Genomic DNA, 16,381 nt, shown 5'->3' with positions numbered 1-16,381 from the left:
AACGAAACACTTCGCTGTGGATATTTAAGAGATGATGAAGAATTTGGAGCGGGAAACGAGACTCGAACTCGCGACCCCGACCTTGGCAAGGTCGTGCTCTACCAACTGAGCTATTCCCGCTTGGGTGGTCCGTGCTGTGAAAGCACTTTCAAATTTTGGAGCGGGAAACGAGACTCGAACTCGCGACCCCGACCTTGGCAAGGTCGTGCTCTACCAACTGAGCTATTCCCGCTTGGGCAGTCTGTGCTGTGAAAGCACTTTCAAATTTTGGAGCGGGAAACGAGACTCGAACTCGCGACCCCGACCTTGGCAAGGTCGTGCTCTACCAACTGAGCTATTCCCGCAAATCTGTACTGCTTTTGTTGCTGTCGTAACGCGTAATTCTCTGTCGTTACGGGAGGCGCATTATACGAGAAATCCTTTTAGCTGCAACCCCCCTTAAAGCGATTTTTTCGAAATTCAGTTCAAATGCTTATTAAATCGGCAAGCTGAACAATTTAACGACAAAAACCCGGCCACGCAAGGCGCCGGATCTCAAAATCACAGCTTAATAAAGTTTTCGCGGTAGTACGCAAGCTCCGCCACGGACTCCCGAATGTCGTCCATCGCCTGATGGGTTCCCTGCTTTTTAAAGCCGTCGAGGATTTCAGGCTTCCAGCGACGCGCCAGCTCTTTCAGGGTGCTGACATCCAGATAACGGTAGTGGAAATAAGACTCCAGCTCCGGCATGTACTTAAACAGGAAGCGGCGATCCTGGCCGATGCTATTCCCACAGATAGGCGATTTACCTGCCGGAACCCACTGCTTCAGGAACTCAAGCGTCGCCAGCTCCGCCTCGCGATCGCCGAACGTACTCGCCTTCACACGCTCCACCAGGCCACTGCCGGTGTGGGTGCGCACGTTCCACTCATCCATCAACGCCAGCTGATCGTCGGACTGATGCACCGCAATCGTTGGCCCTTCAGCCAGGATATTCAGGTTGGCGTCCGTCACCAGCGTTGCAATTTCAATGATGCGATCGCGCTCGGGATCCAGCCCGGTCATTTCGAGATCGATCCAAATCAGGTTGTTTTCATCCGCGCTCATGTTATTTTCCACCCTTCTCGCATAACCGGCAGTAGCAGGTTAACTAGTATTAATTAGAGTGTATCATAGAGGTTTTGCCCCTTACGGGCGACCAGGAGCCAGCGCGATTGAGTAAAAATAAACTCTCCAAAGGGCAGCAGCGCCGCGTAAACGCCAACCACCAGCGCCGTCTTAAAACCACTTCGGAGAAGCCGGATTATGACGACAACCTGTTTGGTGAAGCGACAGAAGGCGTCGTCATAAGCCGTTTCGGTATGCATGCCGATGTCGAATCCGCCGACGGGAATATTCACCGTTGCAATATCCGTCGCACCATCCGTTCACTGGTGACCGGCGATCGCGTGGTCTGGCGACCAGGCAAAGAGGCCGCTGAAGGGGTCACGGTTAAGGGGATCGTTGAGGCCGTGCATGAACGCACGTCGGTGCTCACCCGCCCGGATTTCTACGATGGCGTGAAGCCGATTGCCGCCAACATTAATCAGATCGTCATCGTTTCGGCGATTTTACCTGAGCTTTCGCTCAACATCATCGATCGTTACCTTGTCGCCTGCGAAACGCTGCAGGTTGAACCGATCATCGTATTGAACAAAATCGATCTGCTGGATGACGACGGCATGGCCTTCGTGAACGAGCAGATGGATATCTACCGCAAGATTGGGTATCGCGTGCTGATGGTCTCCAGCCACACCAGGGATGGCCTGAAACCGCTTGAAGAGGCGCTTACCGACCGCATCAGCATTTTTGCGGGCCAGTCCGGCGTGGGCAAATCAAGCCTGCTCAACAACCTGCTTGGCCTCCAGCAGGAGATCCTGACTAACGATGTGTCCAACGTCTCGGGTCTTGGCCAGCACACCACCACCGCCTCGCGTCTGTATCACTTCCCGCACGGTGGCGACGTGATCGACTCCCCGGGCGTGCGTGAGTTCGGTTTGTGGCACCTTGAGCCGGAACAAATCTTTAACGGATTTGTCGAATTCCATGAATATTTAGGCGCTTGCAAATACCGCGACTGTAAACACGATAACGACCCTGGCTGCGCTATCCGCGAAGCGGTTGAGAACGGTGAAATTGCGGAGACTCGCTTTGAAAACTATCACCGCATTCTTGAGAGCATGGAAGACGTAAAAACGCGTAAAAACTTTTCTGATTCTGATAACTGACAACTAAGCTAAGCATCGCTAAAATCGTCCCCTTTTTTCAGGTTCCGGCGGCTTAACGCCGGATCAGGAACGACAAAACAATGGCCTGGAGGCTACCTTGTTAAACGCATTTAAACTTTCGCTTCAATACATTCTGCCAAAACTGTGGCTCACTCGCCTGGCGGGCTGGGGCGCAAGCAAACGCGCGGGCTGGCTGACCAAACTGGTCATCGACCTTTTCGTAAAATATTACAAGGTCGACATGAAAGAGGCGCAGAAGCCGGATACCGCCAGCTACCGCACCTTCAACGAGTTCTTCGTGCGCCCGCTGCGTGACGACGTGCGTCCGCTGAACACCGACCCTGGCGTCCTGGTGATGCCGGCAGACGGCGTGATCAGCCAGTTGGGTAACATCGAAGACGACAAAATTCTGCAGGCGAAGGGCCATAACTACAGCCTGGAAGCGCTGCTGGCGGGCAATTACCTGATGGCGGACCTGTTCCGCAACGGTACGTTTGCCACCACCTATCTGTCACCGCGCGACTATCACCGCGTGCACATGCCGTGTAACGGTATCCTGCGTGAAATGATCTACGTGCCGGGCGACCTGTTCTCCGTGAACCACCTCACCGCGCAGAACGTGCCGAACCTGTTTGCCCGTAACGAGCGCGTCATCTGCCTGTTCGATACTGAATTTGGCCCAATGGCGCAGATTCTGGTCGGTGCAACCATCGTAGGCAGCATCGAAACCGTCTGGGCAGGCACCATTACCCCACCGCGCGAAGGCGTGATCAAGCGCTGGACCTGGCCTGCCGGTGAAGCGGAAGGCTCTGTCGCCCTGCTGAAAGGTCAGGAGATGGGTCGCTTCAAGCTGGGCTCCACCGTGATCAACCTGTTTGCGCCGGGCAAGGTGAAGCTGGCTGAACAGCTCGAAAGCCTGTCGGTCACCAAACTGGGCCAGCCGCTGGCGGTCTCGACCGAAACCTTCGTGACGCCGGATGCAGAACCCGCGCCGCTTTCACAGGAAGAGATCCACGCCGAGCACGACGCCAGCCCGCTGGTTGACGACAAAAAAGACGAAGGCTAACTACAGAAGGAACGCTGACGTGCGCCCGATTATCGTTCTACTGATGGCCTGGTGCCTCAGCATGGGGGCGTACGCAGCGACAGCCCCCGACGCCAAACAGATAACCCAGGAACTGGAACAGGCCAAAGCGGCAAAACCCGCTCAGCCAGAGACCGTCGAGTCGCTCCAGGCAGCCCTGAACGCGCTTGAGGAGCGAAAAGGCTCGCTTGAGCGCGCTCAGCAATATCAGCAGGTTATCGACAACTTCCCCAAACTCTCGCAGACGCTGCGCTCACAGCTCAATAATTTGCGTGACGAGCCGCGTGACGTGCCCGCAGGCATGACCTCCGACGCCCTGAACCAGGAGATCCTGCAGGTCAGCAGCCAGCTTCTGGAAAAAAGCCGCCTAGCCCAGCAGGAGCAGGAGCGAGCGCGTGAAATTGCCGACTCCCTTAGCCAGCTTCCACAGCAGCAAACGGACGCCCGCCGCCAGCTTAATGAAGTGGAGCGTCGCGTAGGTACGCAAAGCGGCAATACGCCACAGGCTCAGGCGCAAAATCTGGGCCTGCAGGCAGAATCGGCTCGCCTGAAGGCCCTTGTCGATGAGCTGGAGCTGGCGCAGCTTTCCGCCAATAACCGCCAGGAACTGTCGCGGATGCGCTCTGAACTTGCTCAGAAGCAGAGCGAGCAGCTTGACGCCTATCTTCAGGCCCTGCGCAATCAGCTCAACAGCCAACGCCAGCGTGAAGCGGAGCGCGCGCTGGAAAGTACAGAACTGCTGGCGGAAAACAGCGAAAACCTGCCTGCCGGTATCAACGAACAATTCAGGGTCAACCGCGAGCTTTCTGCCGCGCTGAACCAGCAGGCGCAGCGCATGGATCTGGTTGCCTCGCAGCAGCGTCAGGCGACCAATCAAACACTGCAGGTTCGCCAGGCGCTCAACACCCTGCGCGAGCAGTCCCAGTGGCTCGGGTCATCGAACCTCCTGGGCGAAGCGCTACGCGCCCAGGTCTCGCGCCTGCCGGAAATGCCTAAGCCGCAGCAGCTGGATACCGAGATGGCCCAGCTGCGCGTTCAGCGACTGCACTTTGAAGACCTCCTCAATAAACAGCCGCAAATCCGCCAGATCCGTCAGGCTGACGGACAGCCCCTGACCAGCGATCAGAACCGGATTCTGGAAGCCCAGCTGCGTACCCAGCGTGAGCTGCTGAACTCTCTGCTCCAGGGCGGGGATACGCTGATTCTGGAGCTGACCAAGCTAAAAGTGTCCAACAGCCAGCTGGAAGACGCGCTGAAAGAGGTGAACGAGGCCACGCACCGATATCTCTTCTGGACGTCCGACGTGCGTCCGATGACCTTCTCGTGGCCGATTGAGATTGTCCAGGACCTGCGCCGTCTGATTTCGCTGGACACCGTCAGCCAGCTGGGACAGGCCAGCGTGATGATGTTCACCAGCAAGGAGACCATTTTCCCGCTGCTGGGGGCATTGATTCTGGTGGGCTTTAGCATTTACTCGCGCAGACATTTCACCCGTTTCCTGGAGCGGTCCAGCTCAAGGGTCGGGAAAGTCACCCAGGATCACTTCTGGCTGACGCTGCGCACGGTATTCTGGTCGATTCTCGTCGCCTCCCCGCTGCCGGTGCTGTGGATGACGCTGGGGTATGGCCTGCGGGAAGCCTGGCCCTACCCGCTTGCGGTAGCGATTGGCGATGGCGTCACCGCCACCGTGCCGCTGCTGTGGGTGGTCATGATTTGCGCCACCTTCGCGCGCCCCAATGGCCTGTTTATTGCCCACTTCGGCTGGCCGCGTAACCGCGTCGCGCGCGCCATGCGTTACTACCTGATGAGCATCGGGCTGATTGTGCCGCTGATTATGGCGCTGATCATGTTCGATAATCTCAACGACCGGGAGTTCTCAGGCTCGCTGGGGCGCCTCTGCTTTATGCTGATATGCGGCGCGCTGGCCATCGTCACGCTCAGCCTGAAACGCGCGGGGATACCGCTGTATCTGGATAAATCCGGCAGCGGCGACAACATGTTCAACCGGCTCCTCTGGAACCTGCTGCTGAGCGCGCCTCTGATTGCGATGCTGGCAGCCGCGGTGGGCTATCTGGCAACCTCGCAGGCCCTGCTGGCGCGACTGGAAACCTCGGTGGCCATCTGGTTCCTGCTTCTGGTGGTGTACCACGTGATCCGCCGCTGGATGCTGATCCAGCGCCGCCGTCTGGCCTTCGACCGCGCCAAGCATCGCCGGGCAGAGATCCTCGCCCAGCGTGCGCGGGGTGAGGAAGAGCCAAACCACGTCAACAGCACGGAAGGCACGGCGGAAGCGGATGAGGTCGAGCTGGATCTGGATGCCATCAGCACCCAGTCCCTGCGCCTGGTTCGCTCCATCCTGATGCTGATTGCTCTCCTCTCGGTGATCTTCCTGTGGTCGGAGATCCACTCCGCATTTGGCTTCCTGGAAAACATCTCTCTTTGGGACGTGACCTCCACGGTGCAGGGTGTCGAGAGCCTGGAGCCGATAACCTTAGGCGCAGTGCTGATTGCCATTCTGGTGTTGATTATCACTACGCAGCTGGTGCGCAACTTCCCGGCGCTGCTCGAGCTGGCGCTGCTGCAGCACCTGGATTTAACCCCAGGTACGGGCTATGCAATTACCACCATTACCAAATATCTGATCATGCTGTTTGGCGGGCTGGTTGGCTTCTCGATGATCGGGATTGAGTGGTCGAAGCTGCAGTGGCTGGTGGCCGCCCTGGGTGTAGGGCTAGGTTTTGGTTTACAGGAGATCTTCGCCAACTTCATCTCTGGCCTGATCATTCTGTTCGAAAAACCGATCCGCATTGGCGATACCGTGACGATCCGCGATTTGACCGGCAGCATCACGAAGATCAACACCCGTGCGACGACGATCAGCGACTGGGATCGGAAAGAGATCATCGTGCCAAACAAGGCGTTCATCACCGAGCAGTTCATCAACTGGTCGCTGTCGGACTCCGTGACGCGCGTGGTGCTGACGGTACCGGCCCCGTCGGACGCCAACAGCGAAGAGGTCACCCAGATCCTCTACACCGCCGCGGAGCGCTGCTCGCTGGTCATTGACAACCCGGCGCCGGAAGTCTTCCTCGTGGATTTACAGCAGGGGATTCAGATTTTCGAGCTGCGTATCTACGCCGCCGAAATGGGGCACCGTATGCCGCTGCGTCATGAGATCCACCAGCTGATTCTGGCTGGCTTCCGCGAACACGGTATTGATATGCCGTTCCCACCGTTCCAGATGCGTCTGGAAAGCCTGGACGGGCGTAAAACGGGAAGAACGCTGACGTCAGCAGCGCGTACGCGCCCGGCGGGCAGTTTGTAACGCATCTCCCCTCCCTTTTGGGAGGGGAATACTACCGCTACGCCACGTCTGGGACGAACGCCGTCGCGCGACGACGGTAATTCTCATAAATCCCCATCGCCAGCAGCGAGAAGAAGATCGGTCCACCGACCATCCACAGCGCGCTGTTCCAGTCGTTCGCCTCAATCACCGGCTGAATAATGGTGAAGATGTTGGCAAACGCCACCACCAGCAGCACCACCGAGGTGGCCAGCAGCGTTGCCGCGCGGGTTTTAAAAATCACAAACGGACGTTCGAGATCCTGCTTCGCCTTAAAGAACGGGAATGCCAGGGTCAGGAACAGGTACGGCAGCGTCATCGACACGTTCGCCATCAGGGTCAGCTTGTTGTAAAACGCAGACGCCGTATCGCCGCCAAATGACACCAGCAGAATGAACACGCACACCAGCAGACACTGCATCCACATCGCGTTGGCAGGCATACCCGTCGCGTTGAGTTGGGTCATACGCGCAGGCCACAGCGCCTTCGGCGTACCCTGAATAATCGCTTTAAGCGGGGAGTAGATCAGCGTGAAGAACGCGCCGGTGTACGCCAGGAACATCGACAGGCCGGTAATCCGCGCGAACCAGACGCCCATTACCGATGCCGCCTCTGGACTCAGGTTCATCGCCTGTCCCAGCGTCATCCCCAGGCTTTTCATCAGCACATAGGTGATGTTGCCAAGGTTAGTCGTGTTGTTGCTCAACACCTGCTGCCAGTTTGTGCTGACGCCCCAGAGGAAAATGGCCAGCGAATAGCCGATGGAAATGACGATGGCGGCAAAAATAATGCCTTTCGCAAAGTTCTTTTCCGGGTTTTCCGTTTTATCGACCAGGCCGCCTACGGCTTCAATACCGCCGTAAGCAAAGATGGCAAATACCACGAAGGAGAGCATAGCCAGCCCGGACTGATAGCCCGGATTAGGCGATGAAACAAAATTGACCTCCTGCGCAAAATGTCCGCCGTTGAGGCACAGAATCGCGATACTCACCAGCAGCAGCACCAGGTTCAGGCACATCACTGAAATACCGCCAACCGCGGTAATCCGGGCAATTTTGTTGATGCCTTTTGACGCCACCAGCGTCACCACCACCATCCAGCAGACCGCCAGAATCCCAACGACCTGCGTGGAGCTCAGCCCGGCTAAAGACCAGACCTGCGTTTGATCGGCACCGAAAAGAAACGTTGAGAACGGCACCCACACTTTGGCCGCCGTGCTGACCATCCAGACCACGTAGGACGAAAACCACATAAACGTGCCGATAAACGCGTAGCGCGGACCGACGCTGTTATTCATCCATGAGTAGATCCCGCCCTCTTCTTTCCGGTAAGCCGAGCCCATCTCCGCCATCATCAGCGCAAACGGGATAAAGAAGAAAAGTGCAGAAACGATATAAAACGGCGTCGCGCTGTAGCCCATCAGATAGAACGCTGACGGGCTGTTGGCAAAGCCAAAGACTGAGGTAAAGATCATCAGGATGAGCCCGGTGAGGGTCATCTTTTTAAGTGACTGGGACATAGCACCATCCGAAGAGGAATTAAATTGCGCGGATGGTAGCAGAAGACCAGATAAACATTGTGGCTATAAGGGGCAAATTAAGAAAAAGACCCGTGTACACAGAAAATGGCAGTTTTTAATGTTGCCATGAAGAAATGGAAAGGATAATTGCCACCAGAAGCGTAGGCCGGGTAAGCGATAGCACCACCCGGCAATTCTTTACGCGCGATCGACCGTAAAGGCAATCACATCGCCCAGCTGCTCTGCGCCCAGGGCCAGCATCACCAGGCGGTCAACGCCCAGCGCGACGCCGGAGCAATCCGGCAAGCCTGCTTTTAATGCTTCAAGCAGATTCACATCAATAGGCTGCTGCGGCAGTCCGCGCGAACCGCGCTTGCGGTTATCCTGCTCGAAGCGCTGCTGCTGCTCGCGGGCATCGGTCAGCTCGTGGAAGCCGTTCGCCAGTTCGATGCCTTTGAAATAGACCTCAAAACGCTCTGCGACACGATGATCTTCGGTACTGATCTGCGCCAGTGACGCTTGGCTTGCCGGGAAGTGATAGACAAACGTCGGACGATCTTTGCCAATCTGCGGTTCAACGCCAAACGTAAACAGCAGCTGCAGCAGCGTATCGCGATCCTCTTCGGTATCCGCCACGTTGCTCAGATCCAGTTTTGCCGCCACTTCGCGAAGCTGGGCTTTGTCCGCCGACAGCGGATCGATGTCCAGATGGCGCTGGAATGCCTGCTGATAGGAGAGCGTTTCGGCTTCTGAGCACTCCAGCACCTGCTGCAGCAGATCGTCCACCTCATTCATCAGGCGGTACATATCATAATGCGGGCGGTACCACTCCAGCATGGTGAATTCCGGGTTGTGGTGTCGCCCCATCTCTTCATTACGGAAGCTGCGGCACAGCTGATACACCGGACCACATCCTGCCGCCAAAAGGCGTTTCATGTGGTACTCCGGGCTGGTCATCAGATACAAATTCATGCCCTGAGAGTGGCCGGGGCCAACAAAACGGGTTTCAAACGGGACGAGATGAATATCCGTCACCGTTGCCTGACTCATGCACGGGGTTTCCACCTCCAGGACGCCGCGATCGGCAAAGAAACGGCGGATCTCCGCCATAATTGCTGCGCGTTTTAACAGATTAGGGATGGATGCGCTCGGCTGCCAGGTGGCCGTTTCGCTCATGAGTTGTTCTCCGATTTCAGACAAGGGCACGAAGTCTACTCGTTAGCAGGGGCGGAGACAAATTTTGCGCAGTAAAAACGCGCATTTCATTTAGGTGAACAATTGTGTGACGCAATTCATCAATCACTATGATAAATCACCGCACAGAACAGCAAAAAAATCGAACACGTCAAATTTCCCTGTCATCTACACGGTTATACTGTTTTACCCATAAAGGAGCAGTGGAAACGCTTTCGCAATCGTCCCTTTGGGCGGGTGAACTACCTTTAGTTTGTCGCGTTGCGAAATAACAAAAACCTGGAGGAATGTCGTGCAAACTTTTCAAGCCGATCTTGCCGTAATAGGCGCTGGCGGGGCTGGATTACGCGCTGCGATTGCTGCAGCACAAGCTAATCCCAACGCTAAAATCGCATTGATTTCAAAAGTCTATCCAATGCGTAGTCACACAGTGGCAGCAGAAGGAGGGTCCGCCGCCGTTGCGCAGGATCATGACAGCTTTGAATACCATTTCCACGACACGGTTGCAGGGGGCGACTGGCTTTGCGAACAGGATGTCGTTGACTACTTTGTGCACCATTGTCCTACGGAAATGACCCAGCTTGAGCAGTGGGGATGTCCGTGGAGCCGCCGCCCGGACGGCAGCGTCAACGTCCGCCGCTTTGGCGGAATGAAGATCGAACGCACCTGGTTCGCCGCCGATAAAACCGGCTTCCACATGCTGCACACCCTGTTCCAGACCTCCCTTCAGTTCCCACAAATTCAGCGCTTCGATGAACACTTCGTCCTCGACATTCTGGTTGATGACGGCCAGGCGCGTGGCCTGGTGGCGATGAACATGATGGAAGGCACGCTTGTCCAGATCCGCGCTAACGCGGTGGTGATGGCAACGGGCGGCGCGGGACGCGTGTACCGCTACAATACTAACGGCGGCATCGTTACCGGCGACGGCATGGGCATGGCGCTCAGCCACGGCGTGCCGCTGCGCGATATGGAGTTTGTGCAGTATCACCCAACCGGCCTGCCGGGCTCCGGCATTCTGATGACGGAAGGCTGCCGCGGTGAAGGCGGTATTCTGGTCAACAAAAATGGCTACCGCTATCTGCAGGATTACGGCATGGGCCCGGAAACGCCGCTCGGCGAGCCGAAGAACAAATATATGGAACTCGGTCCGCGCGACAAAGTTTCTCAGGCCTTCTGGCACGAGTGGCGCAAAGGCAACACCATCTCCACCCCGCGCGGCGATGTGGTCTATCTTGACCTACGCCACCTCGGCGAGAAGAAGCTGCTGGAACGTCTGCCGTTCATCTGCGAGCTGGCGAAAGCCTATGTGGGCGTTGACCCGGTGAAAGAGCCGATTCCGGTTCGCCCAACGGCGCACTACACCATGGGCGGGATCGAAACCGACCAGCAGTGTGAAACCCGAATTAAGGGCCTGTTCGCCGTCGGCGAGTGTTCCTCCGTGGGCCTGCACGGCGCTAACCGCCTCGGATCTAACTCGCTGGCGGAGCTGGTCGTCTTTGGCCGCATGGCGGGCGAGCGCGCGATGGAGCGAGCGGCAACCGCAGGCGAAGCCAACGGTGCCGCGCTGGATGCGCAGGTCGCAGACGTTGAAAAACGCCTGAAAGATCTGGTGAACCAGGAAGGTAACGAGAACTGGTCGAAGATCCGCGATGAAATGGGTCTGTCGATGGAAGAAGGCTGCGGTATCTACCGTACCCCTGAGCTGATGCAGAAAACCGTCGACAAGCTGGCGGAACTGCAGGAGCGCTTCAAGCGCGTGCGCATTACCGACACCTCCAGCGTCTTCAACACCGACCTGCTCTATACCATCGAGCTGGGCCACGGCCTGAACGTCGCAGAGTGTATGGCGCACTCTGCGCTGGCGCGTAAAGAGTCGCGCGGGGCCCACCAGCGCCTGGACGAAGGCTGTACCGAACGTGACGACGTCAATTTCCTGAAACACACTCTCGCCTGGCGCGATGCGGATGGCACCACGCGTCTAGACTACAGCGACGTGAAAATCACCACGCTGCCGCCGGCGAAACGCGTGTACGGTGCAGAAGCAGAGGACGCCGAGAAGAAGGAGAAGGCGAATGGCTGAGATGCAAAAACTGAAAGTTGAAGTGGTGCGCTACAATCCGGAAGTGGACGCCGCACCGCACAGCGTTTTCTATGAAGTGCCTTATGACGAGCAAACTTCCCTGCTGGATGCGCTCGGCTATATCAAAGACAACCTGGCACCGGACCTGAGCTACCGCTGGTCCTGCCGCATGGCGATCTGCGGCTCCTGCGGCATGATGGTCAACAAGGTGCCGAAGCTGGCCTGTAAGACCTTCCTGCGCGATTACACCAAAGGCATTAAGGTTGAAGCGCTGGGCAACTTCCCAATTGAGCGCGATCTGGTGGTCGATATGACCCACTTTATCGAAAGCCTCGAAGCCATTAAGCCGTACATTATTGGCAACCCGCGCACGCCGGATCAGGGGCCCAATACCCAGACGCCGGCGCAGATGGCGAAATACCATCAGTTCTCCGGCTGCATCAACTGCGGCCTGTGCTACGCCGCCTGTCCACAGTTTGGCCTGAACAAGGAGTTCATCGGCCCGGCCGCCATTACCCTGGCGCACCGCTACAACGAAGACAGCCGCGACCACGGTAAAAAAGAACGTATGGCGCAGCTCAACAGCCAGAACGGCGTCTGGAGCTGTACCTTTGTGGGTTATTGCTCCGAAGTTTGTCCGAAGCACGTCGACCCGGCCGCCGCCATTCAGCAGGGTAAAGTGGAAAGCTCGAAAGACTTTCTTATCGCAACCCTGAAACCACGCTAAGGAGTGCATGATGACGACTAAACGCAAAGCCTACGTGCGGCCAGTGCCGTCCACCTGGTGGAAAAATCTGCCGTTTTATCGCTTTTACATGCTGCGTGAAGGCACGGCGGTACCGGCTGTCTGGTTCAGCCTTGAGCTGATGTACGGCGTTTTTGCCCTCAAGCACGGGCCGGAAACCTGGGCGAACTTTGTCGGTTTCCTGCAAAACCCCATCATCGTTGTTCTGAACCTGATCGTGCTCGCGGCCGCGCTGCTTCATACCAAAACCTGGTTTGAACTGGCACCAAAAGCCGCGAACATCGTCATAAAAGACGAGAAAATGGGACCAGAGCCGGTGATTAAGGGACTCTGGGGGGTGACGATCCTGGTCACTGTGGTCATTCTGTTTGTCGCACTGTTCTGGTAAGGAGACACCCGTGATCAATCCAAATCCAAAACGTTCGGACGAGCCGGTCTTCTGGGGCCTGTTTGGCGCAGGCGGCATGTGGAGTGCCATCATCGCGCCCGTCATCATCCTGCTGGTCGGCATTATGCTGCCGCTGGGGCTGTTCCCGGGCGATGCGCTGAGCTACGAGCGCGTGCTGGCGTTCGCGAGCAGCATTATTGGCCGCGTGTTCATCTTCCTGATGATCGTCCTGCCGCTGTGGTGTGGTCTGCACCGTATTCACCACGCGATGCATGACCTGAAAATCCATGTCCCAAGCGGGAAATGGGTGTTCTACGGTCTGGCGACGATCCTGACCGTGGTGACGCTGATTGCCGTAGTCACCCTTTGACGCCTCTGGCCCGCCATCCGGCGGGCCTTTTATTTCTGCATCTTCTCTACCAGCCACTGGGCAAACTCACGCATGGCGGGGGTTTCTGCGCGAGACTGCAGCCTCGTGAGCCAGTAGCTTCCAAGGTCAATCTGCGTTGCAAACGGCTGCACGATGCGCTCGCTGCTGAGCAAATGGGTAAACATATCGACAGGCGCAATGGCAATTCCTACGCCCGCCTGCGCGGCTTCCAGCATGGTCACGGACGAATCAAACACCATAACCCGATGCGTCGGCGAGGGAGGATGTTCACCCGCAGCCTGCATCCACGCCGCCCACTCGTCGCGCCGGTAGGAGCGCAGCAGGGTAAACTTCAGGATATCTGCCGGGCTTTTCAGACAGGAGGCGATGTCGGGTGTGCAGAGCGGCGCCAGCGCCGCAGAGCAAAGAAATTCCGCATCGGTTCCATGCCACGCGCCGCCGCCGTAGCGAATGGTGTAATCGAGACCTTCAGCGGCCGGATCGACGCGATTGTTATGGGTGGAAAGCTGAAGATCGATATGCGGATAGCAGCGGCGAAAGTCCGCGAGCTGAGAAAATAGAAACCCCGTGGCAAACGTCCCCACCACGCCTATTTTGAGCTTCTCCTGAGCGCGCTGGCTGGCAAAGCGATCCAGCATTCCGGCGATGCGATCGAACGAGTCATTCAGCACCGGCAGCAAATTCTCGCCTTCGGTGGTCAACATCAGCCCACGCGAAACGCGGACAAACAGCTGGCAATTCAGGTGCTGCTCCAGCGCCTTTACGTGCTGGCTAATCGCCGAGTGGGTGACGTTGAGCTCGATTGCCGCATGCGTAAAGCTGAGGTGCCGGGCGGCTGCTTCGAACGCCCGCAGGGAATTGAGTGGAAGATAGCTGCGCGTCATGGCCTCATCCGTTAGAAAAATTAACAGCTAATGCTAAATTTAACCGTTTGTCAGCCATAGTCAAATCCACCAGACTACAGCGGTCTGACGGGCCCGGACACTCCCTTGAACTGCTATTACGGAAGATAAATGATGATGACAAAAACTCTTTGCTGCGCCCTGCTGCTCAGCACCTCCTGCTCAGCGCTGGCTGGACCGCTGTCAGAAAAACAGCTGGCTGAAGTGGTGGAACAAACCGTTACGCCGTTAATGAAAGCGCAGGCCATTCCGGGTATGGCGGTGGCGGTGATTTATGAGGGTCAGCCGCACTACTTTACCTTTGGCAAAGCCGATGTCGCAAAGAACAAACCCGTTACCCCACAGACCCTGTTCGAGCTGGGATCTATAAGTAAAACCTTCACCGGCGTATTGGGTGGCGATGCCGTTGCTCGCGGTGAAATATCGCTGGGCGACCCTGTGACAAAGTACTGGCCCGCGCTGACAGGCAAGCAGTGGCAGGGGATCCGCATGCTGGATCTGGCCACCTATACCGCAGGAGGTCTGCCGCTACAGGTACCGGATGATGTCACGGATAATGCCTCTCTGCTGCGCTTTTATCAAAACTGGCAGCCGCAGTGGAAGCCGGGTACCACGCGTCTTTACGCCAACGCCAGCATCGGTCTTTTTGGCGCGCTGGCGGTGCAGCCTTCCGGCATGAGCTATGAGCAGGCCATAACGACGCGGGTCCTTAAGCCGCTCAAGCTGGACCATACCTGGATTAACGTTCCGAAAGCGGAAGAGGCGCATTACGCCTGGGGATACCGTGACGGTAAAGCGGTGCACGTTTCGCCGGGCATGCTCGACGCAGAAGCTTATGGCGTGAAAACCAACGTGCAGGATATGGCAAGCTGGGTGATGGTCAACATGAAGCCGGAAGCCCTTCAGGATACGTCGCTCGGGCAAGGTATCACCCTGGCGCAGTCTCGCTACTGGCGCGTGGGGGCGATGTACCAGGGCTTAGGCTGGGAAATGCTTAACTGGCCGGTCGATGCCAAAACCGTGGTTGACGGTAGCGACAATAAGGTGGCGCTGGCGCCGCTGCCTGCGAGGGAGGTGAATCCCCCAGCGCCGCCGGTTAAGGCATCCTGGGTCCATAAAACAGGCTCTACCGGCGGGTTTGGCAGCTACGTAGCATTTATTCCGGAGAAAAATCTCGGCATCGTGATGCTGGCGAATAAAAGCTATCCAAACCCTGCGCGGGTGGAGGCGGCGTACCGCATTCTCGACGCATTGCAGTAAAACATTGCGGCCTGATGCCCTCTCCCACAGGGAGAGGGCGATTGATTTTGTAGGCCGGGTAAGCGCAGCGCCACCCGGCGAAACAAACCGCACGCTCCCCCACATTTTCCTTGCCGTCATCTACACTTAACAAAAAACAGTAAGGAAACTCCTATGCGCATTCTGCCTGTTATCGCCGCGGTGACAGCCGCGTTTTTAGTGGTTGCCTGCAGTTCCCCAACCCCACCTCCTGGCGTTACCGTCGTTACGCCTTTCGATGCACAACGCTTCCTTGGAACATGGTATGAAATCGCGCGCCTCGACCATCGGTTTGAGCAGGGCCTGGAGAAGGTCACTGCGAATTACAGTCCGATGGAGGATGGCGGTATTCAGGTGATCAACCGGGGCTATAATCCCGACCGGGAGATGTGGCAACAGTCAGTTGGGAAAGCGTACTTCACGGGCGACCCGCGAAGGGCCGCGCTTAAAGTCTCTTTCTTTGGCCCCTTCTATGGCGGCTATAACGTGATCGCCCTCGACAGAGAGTACCGTCACGCGCTGGTCTGCGGGCCGGATCACGACTATCTGTGGATACTCTCCCGCACGCCAACTATTTCGCCAGAAATGAAACAGCAGATGCTGGACGTCGCGACCCGGCAAGGGTTTGATGTATCAAAACTTATCTGGGTTAAACAGCCCCATTAATGGGTGCTGAGCTTAAGCCCAATAATTCCCGCCACAATCAGCGCGAGGCTGGCGATACGCGCCAGACTCGCCGACTCACCCAACAGCAGAATGCCGGTGATGGCGGCACCCACGGCACCAATGCCCGTCCAGACGGCATACGCCGTTCCCACAGGCAGGGAGCGCATCGCCCAGGAGAGCAGAACAATACTGACGATCATCGCGGTAACGGTAATGACGCTGGGCGTCAGGCGGGTAAATCCGTGGGTGTATTTGAGACCAATCGCCCATACCACTTCGAGCAGGCCAGCGATAAAAAGAATGATCCAGGACATTTCAGGCTCCTTAACTTAATACAAGCTGGGGCCGTCCCCGGTGAAAGAAACGCTTACGGGTCGTCCCGTAAGGCAGAGATTACGCCCCATATTGTGGTTAGCGTGCTATTTTTTTTCAATCATTTTTTGCTGAACACGTTAAGGCAAGAAATAGCCGCAGTATGGCCCGTAGTTCCGGCATTTAGCACTCATCCGACTTCTCTATGATGATGTGCTTTCTGATGGCAG

Annotated in this window: 14 protein-coding genes and 3 tRNA genes; 9 read left to right on the top strand and 8 right to left on the bottom strand. The window is 57.0% G+C overall.

Annotated features, from left to right (window positions below; genetic code table 11):
• Window positions 1-44: 44 nt before the first annotated feature.
• From FY206_RS02565 to orn, 4 genes are all read right to left on the bottom strand, one after another.
• Window positions 45-120, bottom strand: a tRNA-Gly gene (locus FY206_RS02565).
• A 36-nt stretch (window positions 121-156) separates the two neighbouring features.
• Window positions 157-232, bottom strand: a tRNA-Gly gene (locus FY206_RS02560).
• A gap of 36 nt (window positions 233-268) precedes the next feature.
• A tRNA-Gly gene (locus FY206_RS02555) sits at window positions 269-344 on the bottom strand.
• 196 nt (window positions 345-540) lie between these two features.
• Window positions 541-1,086, bottom strand: a complete 546-nt coding sequence (gene orn / locus FY206_RS02550) for an oligoribonuclease (protein ID WP_032643791.1) — start codon at window positions 1,084-1,086, stop codon at window positions 541-543.
• Window positions 1,087-1,193: 107 nt separating this feature from the next.
• Between orn and rsgA the strand changes: the two genes are divergently transcribed.
• The 3 genes from rsgA (at window position 1,194) to mscM (ending at window position 6,655) form a co-directional block, all read left to right on the top strand.
• Window positions 1,194-2,246: a small ribosomal subunit biogenesis GTPase RsgA gene (rsgA, locus tag FY206_RS02545; RefSeq protein ID WP_032643786.1), complete on the top strand. Its 1,053-nt coding sequence runs from the start codon at window positions 1,194-1,196 to the stop codon at window positions 2,244-2,246.
• A gap of 97 nt (window positions 2,247-2,343) precedes the next feature.
• A complete protein-coding gene (asd, locus tag FY206_RS02540; RefSeq protein WP_032643784.1) occupies window positions 2,344-3,312 on the top strand; it encodes an archaetidylserine decarboxylase in 969 nt (322 codons plus the stop codon).
• Window positions 3,313-3,331: 19 nt separating this feature from the next.
• A complete protein-coding gene (gene mscM / locus FY206_RS02535; RefSeq protein WP_032643782.1) occupies window positions 3,332-6,655 on the top strand; it encodes a miniconductance mechanosensitive channel MscM in 3,324 nt (1,107 codons plus the stop codon).
• A gap of 37 nt (window positions 6,656-6,692) precedes the next feature.
• Here the strand turns inward: mscM and yjeM are convergent, their stop codons facing one another.
• On the bottom strand, window positions 6,693-8,192 hold the full coding sequence (gene yjeM, locus FY206_RS02530) for a glutamate/gamma-aminobutyrate family transporter YjeM (RefSeq protein ID WP_032643780.1): 1,500 nt from the start codon (window positions 8,190-8,192) through the stop codon (window positions 6,693-6,695).
• A 198-nt stretch (window positions 8,193-8,390) separates the two neighbouring features.
• The gene (epmA, locus tag FY206_RS02525) at window positions 8,391-9,368 is read right to left on the bottom strand and encodes an elongation factor P--(R)-beta-lysine ligase (RefSeq protein ID WP_032643778.1); all 978 of its coding nucleotides are present in this window, start codon (window positions 9,366-9,368) and stop codon (window positions 8,391-8,393) included.
• 310 nt (window positions 9,369-9,678) lie between these two features.
• On the opposite strand from epmA, the gene frdA reads away from it, so the two are divergent.
• Genes frdA through frdD form a run of 4 tightly spaced genes read left to right on the top strand, consistent with a single transcriptional unit; the run spans window position 9,679 to window position 12,972 of the window.
• Window positions 9,679-11,469 carry a fumarate reductase (quinol) flavoprotein subunit gene (gene frdA, locus FY206_RS02520; RefSeq protein WP_032643775.1) on the top strand — a complete coding sequence of 597 codons (1,791 nt, stop codon included), beginning with the start codon at window positions 9,679-9,681 and terminating at the stop codon, window positions 11,467-11,469.
• The gene (locus FY206_RS02515; RefSeq protein ID WP_032643773.1) at window positions 11,462-12,196 is read left to right on the top strand and encodes a succinate dehydrogenase/fumarate reductase iron-sulfur subunit; all 735 of its coding nucleotides are present in this window, start codon (window positions 11,462-11,464) and stop codon (window positions 12,194-12,196) included. The genes frdA and FY206_RS02515 overlap by 8 nt, the downstream gene beginning before the upstream one ends.
• Window positions 12,197-12,206: 10 nt before the next feature.
• Window positions 12,207-12,602 (top strand): fumarate reductase subunit FrdC, encoded by a 396-nt coding sequence (frdC, locus tag FY206_RS02510; protein ID WP_032643771.1) that lies wholly within the window; start codon window positions 12,207-12,209, stop codon window positions 12,600-12,602.
• A 10-nt stretch (window positions 12,603-12,612) separates the two neighbouring features.
• On the top strand, window positions 12,613-12,972 hold the full coding sequence (gene frdD, locus FY206_RS02505; protein WP_032643770.1) for a fumarate reductase subunit FrdD: 360 nt from the start codon (window positions 12,613-12,615) through the stop codon (window positions 12,970-12,972).
• 29 nt (window positions 12,973-13,001) lie between these two features.
• Here frdD and ampR read toward each other — a convergent pair whose 3' ends face one another.
• Window positions 13,002-13,877: a LysR family transcriptional regulator AmpR gene (ampR, locus tag FY206_RS02500; RefSeq protein ID WP_032643769.1), complete on the bottom strand. Its 876-nt coding sequence runs from the start codon at window positions 13,875-13,877 to the stop codon at window positions 13,002-13,004.
• Window positions 13,878-14,009: 132 nt separating this feature from the next.
• Between ampR and FY206_RS02495 the strand changes: the two genes are divergently transcribed.
• A complete protein-coding gene (locus FY206_RS02495; RefSeq protein ID WP_032644152.1) occupies window positions 14,010-15,155 on the top strand; it encodes a cephalosporin-hydrolyzing class C beta-lactamase ACT-53 in 1,146 nt (381 codons plus the stop codon).
• A 153-nt stretch (window positions 15,156-15,308) separates the two neighbouring features.
• Window positions 15,309-15,839: a lipocalin family protein gene (locus tag FY206_RS02490; RefSeq protein ID WP_032643767.1), complete on the top strand. Its 531-nt coding sequence runs from the start codon at window positions 15,309-15,311 to the stop codon at window positions 15,837-15,839.
• Here the strand turns inward: FY206_RS02490 and sugE are convergent.
• Window positions 15,836-16,153 carry a quaternary ammonium compound efflux SMR transporter SugE gene (gene sugE, locus FY206_RS02485; protein WP_006178944.1) on the bottom strand — a complete coding sequence of 106 codons (318 nt, stop codon included), beginning with the start codon at window positions 16,151-16,153 and terminating at the stop codon, window positions 15,836-15,838. The genes FY206_RS02490 and sugE overlap by 4 nt on opposite strands.
• Between the last annotated feature and the right edge of the window lie 228 nt (window positions 16,154-16,381).

The organism is Enterobacter chengduensis (assembly GCF_001984825.2).
Classification (GTDB): Bacteria; Pseudomonadota; Gammaproteobacteria; order Enterobacterales; family Enterobacteriaceae; genus Enterobacter; species Enterobacter chengduensis.
The sequence above is the reverse complement of the archived record's forward strand: the minus strand, read 5'-3'. Positions and strand labels throughout refer to the sequence as shown.

What these genes read in the sequence shown, in the direction of transcription:
- FY206_RS02495 (WP_032644152.1), top strand. Translation starts at nt 14,010, where the DNA reads ATGATGACAAAAACTCTTTGCTGCGCCCTGCTGCTCAGCACCTCCTGC.
- FY206_RS02490 (WP_032643767.1), top strand. Translation starts at nt 15,309, where the DNA reads ATGCGCATTCTGCCTGTTATCGCCGCGGTGACAGCCGCGTTTTTAGTG.
- ampR (WP_032643769.1), bottom strand. Translation starts at nt 13,877, where the DNA reads ATGACGCGCAGCTATCTTCCACTCAATTCCCTGCGGGCGTTCGAAGCA.
- orn (WP_032643791.1), bottom strand. Translation starts at nt 1,086, where the DNA reads ATGAGCGCGGATGAAAACAACCTGATTTGGATCGATCTCGAAATGACC.
- FY206_RS02515 (WP_032643773.1), top strand. Translation starts at nt 11,462, where the DNA reads ATGGCTGAGATGCAAAAACTGAAAGTTGAAGTGGTGCGCTACAATCCG.
- frdC (WP_032643771.1), top strand. Translation starts at nt 12,207, where the DNA reads ATGACGACTAAACGCAAAGCCTACGTGCGGCCAGTGCCGTCCACCTGG.
- yjeM (WP_032643780.1), bottom strand. Translation starts at nt 8,192, where the DNA reads ATGTCCCAGTCACTTAAAAAGATGACCCTCACCGGGCTCATCCTGATG.
- sugE (WP_006178944.1), bottom strand. Translation starts at nt 16,153, where the DNA reads ATGTCCTGGATCATTCTTTTTATCGCTGGCCTGCTCGAAGTGGTATGG.
- epmA (WP_032643778.1), bottom strand. Translation starts at nt 9,368, where the DNA reads ATGAGCGAAACGGCCACCTGGCAGCCGAGCGCATCCATCCCTAATCTG.